The organism is Streptomyces sp. NPDC048270 (genome assembly GCF_040652335.1).
GTDB lineage: Bacteria > Actinomycetota > Actinomycetes > Streptomycetales > Streptomycetaceae > Streptomyces.
On record NZ_JBEZLV010000088.1, the window covers coordinates 1 to 7,857 of the forward strand.

The following is a 7,857-nucleotide window of genomic DNA, read 5'->3' on the forward strand; positions in this document are numbered from 1 at the left end:
TGCCCACCCGCTCCCCCGCCATGATCTACATCGCGATGATCGCCCTCATGACCCGCCGGATCACCCACGAATCCACCCCAACCTGGCGAGGAGCAACAACTACATCAAGTACGCGGAACGGGATGAAACAACGGGTCAAAACACCCTCTGACGGCGAGGCACGGCACAATGCCGGAGCCCCGGCACGCGCCCATGCCTGCCGCAAGGCCAGCCGCAGCTCCACCCAGGGCAAGTCGGCATCACAGCGCGGAGGCGAGAAGTCCCACGGCGGCGGCCACTCCTCTGAGCGCACCAAGGTGAAGGCTGGCGACCTGGCCCAGGGCGAGGCCATGACCAATCGTCGCCGACGACAGCGCGGAGGAGATCCTGCGCGTCATGAGCGAGCACCAGGTCCGCCGGCTGTCGGTCATCGACGGGCACACGCTGGTGGGCATCGTCGCGTTCGCGGACGTCGCCCGCGCGATGCCGGACGCGAAAGTCGGTGACCTGCTCCAGGCGCTCTCAGACCTGACCGGTCCACCGGTCCGTACGCCTGGTGCTGGGTCCGGCTGCTGGCCGAGCACCACATGTGGCCAGTGCGCCTGCTGGGGGTGGGGCGGGGTGGGTCACGAGAACCGTGTCGTTCGGGCCGGGGGCGCACGTCGAAGCCCGCTTCGTCCAGGATCGCTGCGAGGGCGGAGGCTATGGCCTGTGCAGGCCCGCCAGGGAGGTGAGAAGGTCCAGCTCGCCCTCGTCCTCGTGTATGGCAGGTGACCGCCCGGGTGACTTCCGCGGGCTGCCAGGCTACGAGCACGCCATCCGTGTCCGAGCGCAGGACTGTAAACGGAATGAGGTTCAGGTTCTCACGCGCGGGTTCCTCGAGCGCCGGGCCAGGACCCTTCAGGATTCCCGCACGGCGGCGGCCTGGGCGCGGGCACCCACGGTGCCTACGGGGATACGCATCCGGCGGAGCAGGTCAGGTGTGGTGCGCAGGGTTAGTGTGCTGCGCCAGGTAATACCGGGGTGGCGGGAGTGCAGGTGAGACAGGGCGCGGGTGCCGATTCCGGTGGGAAGGAGGCGGTGGTCGATATGGATGCCGGTGATCACCCCTTCCCCGCAGGTGGTGCAGGTGCGGTAGTGGATCTGGCCGACGACCTTACGGACGTGGACCAACAGCAGGCAGTCCTCCTCTACACCCGCACTGCTGCCAGGGATGCGAGTGGAGCAGAACTCGATGTCCCGGTAGGCCAGGATCCTGCGCCGTAGCCGCCTGACGAAACCGCCGCGACGTCTTTGCTCTACCGCGTGGGTGGCTGGCGTTGCCGCGGTGCCAGGGGCGGAACGTGCGCTCGTGGGACGTGCGTGGATTCCGGACATGAATCCGCGTCTGCCCAGGGTGAGGCGGATGACGCCCATTGCACCAGGCCGAGACGGTTCGGAACGGTCGGGCGACGGTGTCGCGGGCGACGGTGGCGGTGAGGTGGCGGATGTGGACGTCCAGGGCGCAGTAGAGGCCGCACCTTCTCGGTGACCTGCCCGCACAGGACCAGGTCCGATACGTCCCGAGTTCCCACCAGGTGGGCGAGCGGAGTTGCGTAGAAAACCGAGCGGCGTGCCTTGACGATGCAGTACGAGGTCTCATCCGGCCGTGCCGGCTCGATTAGGTCGGCGTGCGGTCCGGCTAGCGCCGCGTTCAGGATCTCCCCGTGGTGGGAGCGGTCACGCTTGAGGATCGGCCGGGGTCCCAAGCCCGCCCCCGCTTCGGTTTCGTCCGAGCGCTCACCCGATTGACAGCAGCAGCCGGCGGCCAGAGGTGCAGTCGGCAGAGAGTCCCTTCACGTTCACGGATCTCGTCTGGACCGGCTGATCTGGGCTTGGTGGGGGGTACAGGATTGGGTGGTGAGCGCTTGGTGGCCGGAGCGGAGCTCGGTCAGGAGGCGGCCGGCGTCGGTGAGGGGCGTGCCCTGCAGGGTGTGTACTTCGGGAGGCGCTGCGGCGGTGGCCCGTTCCTGCTCTACGCGGACCAGAAGCGTTGTCGCGTCGTCGATCAGGCCGGCGAGGCGGCCCTCGTCGGTGGGGGAGGCTTGGCCGATCTCCTCCGACGCCATGGCCCCTGTCCGCAGCATGGAGCTCAATCCGGTCCTGAAGGAGCCGGGCCGGTTCGTGAGCTGTTCGCTGTCGATGGCCTAGTCGAGGGTGCGTGTCATGAAGCGCAGGTGGTCCATGACACGCTCGGCGACGGTGAGCGAGTCATGGGCGCGGGGGAGAGCGAACTCGGCGCTTTCAATGCCGCGGGGCGGGCGGAGGCGGCTCTTTTCGATCTCGGTGTCGATGTTGCGCCGGATGCGTTCGCAGTCGGCCGACAGGGTGCGCCAGTCGCGACGCCACCGCCGGACGCGTTCGACGTCGGGATCGCTTCCGTCGAACATCTCCGCCATGCCCTCGAGGCGATGGCCCATCGCGGTGCAGAGGCGGGCTACGGCCTGTTGCCGGTGGTGAACGTGGCGGGCGGGGGCAAGGACGAGGTGGGCTGCGAGACCGCACAGCGCGCCGAGGACGACTGAAGCGGCGAGGTAGCCGATGTAGTCGATGCGTCCCTGCCCGGAGGAGAATGCGAAGAACGCGACGATACCGCCGACCGCTCCATCACCCGCAACGCTTCGCGGGTGATGTGGTCGACGACCGGCCCTACCTGCATCAGCCGCAGCGTGGTTGTTACGTAAGCGATGAACAGCACCAGGCTCAGACCCACGAGTAGCAGCGTGAATGAGGACTGGACCAGGGGAACCGGGGCTGGAGCGTCCGGGTCGTTGTAAGAGGTGAGTACCAGTAGCGAGAAGACAAATGTCGACAGGAACACCGTCAACGTCAGTTTGGTAATCCGGTTGCGCACGAAGATGCGCACCACTCTGGGTGTCAGCTGCCCGCTCGTCATCTGCAGGGCCACCAGGGACAGACTGAATACGACGGCCAGAAATGTCAGCATCGCCTGGCTGACCGCTGTGACGATGGCCTTGGCGTCCTCGGTGAAGTCCCGCACGCTGATGCCGTCACTCGCCAGTATGGTGACCAGCTCCTGATCCGCTGTCAGAGCGAGGTTCCACAGAAGGCAGGCCAGGATTAGGCCCGCAACCGGCGTGACCCACAGGGTCTCCCGAGCGTGTTCCCGCAGCCTCACTAGCCTGTACGGCACGCGGGACCGCAGCACATGGATCATATCGGCACAATATCGCCAATACCGCCCATAATGGCTCGCCAATCTCAGAAGCGCATGGCGCCCGTGCCATCACGGGGGCACCATCCATCGGTCCCAGCGTCCGGCCATTTCCCTACCTCGAAGAGGCTGTCAACGGGCGGGCTCGCAGGTTTCGGTGACGGGTTTGCTGCTTCCGTCGGAGGTGTGGGTGATGCTCTTGCCGTCTTGGTTGAACGTCACCTTGAAGGTTCCGTCGGTGTAGGTCTGTCCGAGGGTGAGGACGGCTTGGACGAAGTGGGCGGTGCCATCGATGACGATCGCACGTCCTTCGTCGAGGATGACGTGGGCGTTGCCGATACCGGCGGCACACTGGGGCAGGAACCGGTCGGGAGGTGTGATGGCTTCGCCGACTTTGTACTTCGAGGACGGAGAGGGCGTGGGCTGTGCTGTGGTGGCCTGCTCTAGCGGCGGCCGCGCGCACGGTGCGGGCCCGGGCGATCTCTTACGGGGCCGGCCGACGGCGCCGCGGTTGCGGCCCCGGTCGTGCGTAACTGCCCGCGAGTGATGCTGATTGATGGCGGCGGCGGCCATCGTGTAAACGTTGACGCGGCCGGGGAGGCCGATCGGTCACGTCCGGCGGCGCGCTGAAGGAGGGCACGTTGACGGCATCGGTCAGCGTAATCGGTCCCGCCGTCGGCCCCGTCGGCCCCGTCGGCCCCGTCGGCCGGAGCGCAGCGTGGAGCTGAGCGGGCTCCAGGGAACTGGCCCGGGAATCGGTCACGGCCGCGACACCGTGGCCGAGGTGACCATCGGCCACCCAGTCGGTCATCGCGCTGCGGACCCCGGGGTCCGGTCCAGTCAGCATCCAGCCGGTCGAAGTACCCGCCGCCGTGGTCGAGGTGCAGGCGGCGGGCCAGTGACCGGTGGCCCGTGGTTCGGTCATGACCGGTGACCGATGGGACCCGGATCGGTCATCGGTCATCGGGCCTGGCAGCGGTCACTGGATCGGTCACGCGCTGATCGGTCACGGCCTCGTGGCTGCCCGAGGCGCCCGGCTCCGTGACCATGACCGGTCACCGCAACCCGGCGGGGCGGTCGGTCAGCTGCGCCCGACGGAGCGAAGGTGCGCTCGGCCCTGCTGCTTGCGCTGCTCGTCCAGGCGGCCACAGGTTCTTTTCCCGTCCTCTGTCCTGTCCAGTTGCTCAGCCTGTCACCAGGTCATCGCTGATGTCAGCCCACTCTCGGACTTTCACCGTCGGTTCCTCTCCGTCGCCGACCTTCGTGAAGGCGTCCGGCACGCGACACAGCTGCTCGCCGTCGAAGTCCGGGGTCTTGGCCTGTGAGTAGGAGCTCGGGCATCGCCCCGCTTGCTGTTGGGCGGCGACGTCGTACGCCCGGCCCCGCATGCCGACGGTGCACAGCTTCTCCCGCACTGCCGCTCCGGCGAGGACCGCACAGTGGCTCCGGCCCGGCGGCCGGGGAGAAGGCACCCCAGGTCGACAGGTGCGCCCGGACCAGGGCCGGTGTGCCGGGGTAGCCGGTCCGGGTCAGGCACGGGGGTGGGTGGATGCCGGACGGGCAAAAGGATCGCTGCGGGTGCCGATCCGGCGCCGACCGTGTGGCGCCGAATCGGCACCCACAAGGTCCTCGCCCGCCTGACCTCCAGGCATGCCCGTCCGGGAACCCGGCGATGACGTCGTCGCCCAGATCGTTCGCGCCGCCTGCCCTGCGGACCTCGGTGCATCCGTGTGCCGCGAGCCGGACCTTCTCGGCCTCGGCTTCGTGGCGCCGCCGCGTACGAGCGTCCCCGCCACACCCTCCTGGGGCCGGCCCCCGCTAGGACCACCAGCAGCATCGTTCCCGTCCCATGTTCTGCCCCCTCCCTGGATCTGGCTGACCGTGCGCACTACAGCTCCCCGACCGGGCGCAGTTCATCCAGGCCACGAGAGGCCGGACTCCCCGCGGAGTCCGGCCTCTCGTTGCAGGGTGCTCGAGCGCACCCCCTTTGATATGCGTGTCGATCAGATGGCGCGCAGGTCGGCCGCCACCGCAGCGAGGATCGAGGCAAGCTGGAGGCGCCCCTCCTTGGGGAGGCTCCGCGCGAGGTCAGCGACCAGCGCCTCCTTGCTTCCGCTGCGCTCGACATAGCGATGCAGGAACCGAGTTCGCTGCTCCTCGTCCAGAGTTGCGATGACGAGGTCCATGACGGCGTTTCCGTCGTGCCATGGCATGGGGGGAAGGTTGGGAACGTCCACTCGACGGGCAGGCGGGCTTTCCTCGGCGATAGCTGAGTCATCAGCGAGGGGGAGAGCTGCTGTGACACTCTCGGTGCTAACGCCGTTAGCACCCGTCGCTCCGCCCGGCGCAGCGCGCTCAGGCCCGGGGGCGCTAACGGCGTTAGCGCCTAGCGGGGCGTCAGGGGTGCTAACGGCGTTAGCACCCTGGTTGCTCTGCTTACGTCGTTTGGTCTCAGCCCGCTTGGCCATGGCTTCTTCAGCGGCGCTCTGCTGCTGCTGCGCGGGGAGCTGTCCCACGTTGCGAGCGATCTCCACGGGGAGAGTGCGGTCCTCGACCGCTTCTTGGAGCTCCGGGGTGAGCTTGAGCAGTGCGATGCGCTGACTAACCCACGGGCTGGACTTGCCTAGGGCGCGCGCGACAGCTCGCTGGGATCCGTGGACACCAACGAGGCGCTGGAGGGCCTTCGCTTCGTCGAGCGGGTCGAGGTTCTCATGCTGGACGGCCGCGATGAGGGCCGTTTCAAGGAGGGTGTCGGCGTCCTGCGCGAGGGAGTCGTCGACGTGGACGGGGACGTCATCGAGCCCAGCGAGTTTCGCGGCTGCCAGTCGTCGGTTGCCATCGACGACAAGGTATGTGGCCTTGCCGATCTGGCTTTCATGGTCGGGGTGCGCTGCGAGAAAGGCCTGTCGTGTTACAACCGCGAGGGGCTGGATGACGCCTCGGGAGGTCAGGCTGTCGGCCAGATCCTCGACCGACTTCAGTTCCTCACGGGGGTTGTAGGGGTTGTGCGCGAGGGCGGCCAGTGCAACGCGGAGTGTCCCTGCGGAGGTGGCGGGAGCTGCCTCCGCGGCCGGACCATCCTGGCCTGAGAACCGGGCGAAAGAAGCCGCGCGGCTGCTCATGGGCTGGGCGACCGCATTGAAGGTGGGGGAGTCCCCCAGCATGTCTGCCTTGCTCATGCGGTCTTCACCCCTCGGGCGATCTGCCGCATCTGGTGGGACTGCTCGCTGTCGGGCGCGTAGTCCAGGAGCGCGCGCTGCTTGCGAACTGCTTCGCGCTGTTCCTTGACGTCGGGAACTACGGCGAGGACCGGGGGAGTGCCGAGCGACTTCCACTTGTCCAGGGAGGAGGTCGCGATGTAGCCGCGGCGGCTGTCGAACTTGTTGACGACGAGACCGAGCTGCTCGATCTCGATGTCGAAGTCCCGGGAGAGAGAGTCGATCTGTTGGATGAGCATTCCGTATGCCTGGGCAGAGGTGTCCTCGGCTTCGACCGGAATGATCAGCCCGGAGAAGCCGGGCTTCTCTCCGTCACGCTGACGCCCGTAATTGAGGGCCGCGTCCATGGCCAGTCCGAGGCTGGGGGGCGAGTCCACGACGATGACGTCGAAGTGCTCCTCGAGGGGTGCGAGTGCCCGCTCAAGGGCGGCTTCGCGCGGGCCACGGAAGACGGTCAGACCCGAGTCGAGGAGGAACGCGTCGAAGGCTGCGGGCAGGATCCGCAGACGGCCGCCGAAGCGGTCACCGCTTATGGCTATGGTCAGGTCGAGCAACGGCTGCTTCGCCTGCTCACGGTGCAGCATGTGCGTGATGAGGCTTTCCTCGCCGGCGGGGATGGCGGTGAGGCCCAGCTGGTGCGTGAGGTGGCCCTGGGGGTCATAGTCGACGAGGAGGACTCGCAGTCCGCCGATCGCCGCGGAGGCTGCGGCGCCTGTGGCGGACGGGTCTTCAGCGAGTGCTTCGGCAAGGCCGGCGGAGACCGCCGTCTTGCCGACGCCGCCCTTCTGGTTGCAGACGATGATCCGCCGGGTGGTCTTCTGTCCCTCGGCGGGATTGTCAGCGAGCCAGAGGACGACGGACTGGGCGAGTCCCTGGATGTAGGAGACGCCTCGTTCCCGGCAGTCGGTCTTGAAGTCCTCGTAAAGGCCTTCGGGGAGGTAAGTCCCGAAGGAGTCGGCGCCGGCCGTGTTGATGGCGGGGAGCTCGTCCGAGTGGTCACGCCAGGCCCGGATACCGGTGGCGACTGCGTCCTGCATATCGGTCTGGCGCTGCGCTGCACGGACTTTGAGTGCCTGCTGGAGGTGGGCGGGCAGCTTGGAGACGAGCTTCTCCCGCTCAGCTCCCGAGTTCGGAGATGACATGAACGGCAGCATACTGCCGTGGTTGGTGTTTCCAGAGACTCAGTAGGGGCGTTTTGCCAATTTTCCACGGCAGTTGCCCCTCCAGTGCTAACGGCGTTAGCACTGGAGGGGGTGCTACTGAGGTTTTCGGGTTGTCGTCGGGTGGTGCGGTTCATGATCCCTGCGGTATGCCGTTGGTATGCGTTATCCGGAGGGTGGGGGGCCTGACCGCTGAGCGTCGGGCGTTTCGTGAGGGAATCCGGCTTCAGGCCGGCGTGCGGTTCGCGGCGGGTGAGAAGACCGCGGTCATCGCGAAGGACCTGCG

The 7,857-nt window shown here is 67.5% G+C and carries 8 protein-coding genes and 3 pseudogenes; 2 read left to right on the forward strand and 9 right to left on the reverse strand.

Features of this window, described 5'->3' with window-relative positions; translation table 11 throughout:
• Both AB0D66_RS33730 and AB0D66_RS33735 read left to right on the forward strand, forming a co-directional pair.
• Positions 1 to 95, forward strand: a pseudogene (locus tag AB0D66_RS33730) (IS5/IS1182 family transposase); the annotation flags it as partial.
• 201 nt (positions 96 to 296) lie between these two features.
• Positions 297 to 504, forward strand: a pseudogene (locus tag AB0D66_RS33735) (CBS domain-containing protein); the annotation flags it as partial.
• Positions 505 to 879: 375 nt separating this feature from the next.
• Here the strand turns inward: AB0D66_RS33735 and AB0D66_RS33740 are convergent.
• From AB0D66_RS33740 to AB0D66_RS33780, 9 genes and pseudogenes are all read right to left on the reverse strand, one after another.
• Entirely contained in the window at positions 880 to 1,152 is a 273-nt protein-coding gene (locus AB0D66_RS33740) for an N-acetyltransferase (protein ID WP_362310985.1), read from the reverse strand.
• Between the two features lie 274 nt (positions 1,153 to 1,426).
• A pseudogene (locus AB0D66_RS33745) lies at positions 1,427 to 1,697 on the reverse strand (isochorismatase family protein); the annotation flags it as partial.
• 123 nt (positions 1,698 to 1,820) lie between these two features.
• Positions 1,821 to 2,087 (reverse strand): hypothetical protein, encoded by a 267-nt coding sequence (locus AB0D66_RS33750; RefSeq protein ID WP_362310986.1) that lies wholly within the window; start codon positions 2,085 to 2,087, stop codon positions 1,821 to 1,823.
• A 78-nt stretch (positions 2,088 to 2,165) separates the two neighbouring features.
• Complete coding sequence (locus AB0D66_RS33755; RefSeq protein ID WP_362310987.1) at positions 2,166 to 2,417, reverse strand: hypothetical protein; 252 nt, start codon at positions 2,415 to 2,417, stop codon at positions 2,166 to 2,168.
• Between the two features lie 38 nt (positions 2,418 to 2,455).
• On the reverse strand, positions 2,456 to 3,196 hold the full coding sequence (locus tag AB0D66_RS33760; RefSeq protein WP_362310988.1) for a DUF2254 family protein: 741 nt from the start codon (positions 3,194 to 3,196) through the stop codon (positions 2,456 to 2,458).
• Positions 3,197 to 3,325: 129 nt separating this feature from the next.
• Complete coding sequence (locus AB0D66_RS33765; RefSeq protein WP_362310989.1) at positions 3,326 to 3,766, reverse strand: hypothetical protein; 441 nt, start codon at positions 3,764 to 3,766, stop codon at positions 3,326 to 3,328.
• A gap of 611 nt (positions 3,767 to 4,377) precedes the next feature.
• Positions 4,378 to 4,608, reverse strand: coding sequence for a hypothetical protein (locus AB0D66_RS33770; RefSeq protein WP_362310990.1), 231 nt, complete (start codon positions 4,606 to 4,608; stop codon positions 4,378 to 4,380).
• A gap of 588 nt (positions 4,609 to 5,196) precedes the next feature.
• Positions 5,197 to 6,372, reverse strand: a complete 1,176-nt coding sequence (locus AB0D66_RS33775) for a ParB/RepB/Spo0J family partition protein (protein WP_362310991.1) — start codon at positions 6,370 to 6,372, stop codon at positions 5,197 to 5,199.
• Entirely contained in the window at positions 6,369 to 7,553 is a 1,185-nt protein-coding gene (locus AB0D66_RS33780) for a ParA family protein (RefSeq protein WP_362310992.1), read from the reverse strand. Before AB0D66_RS33780 ends, AB0D66_RS33775 begins: the two co-directional genes overlap by 4 nt.
• Positions 7,554 to 7,857: the final 304 nt, after the last annotated feature.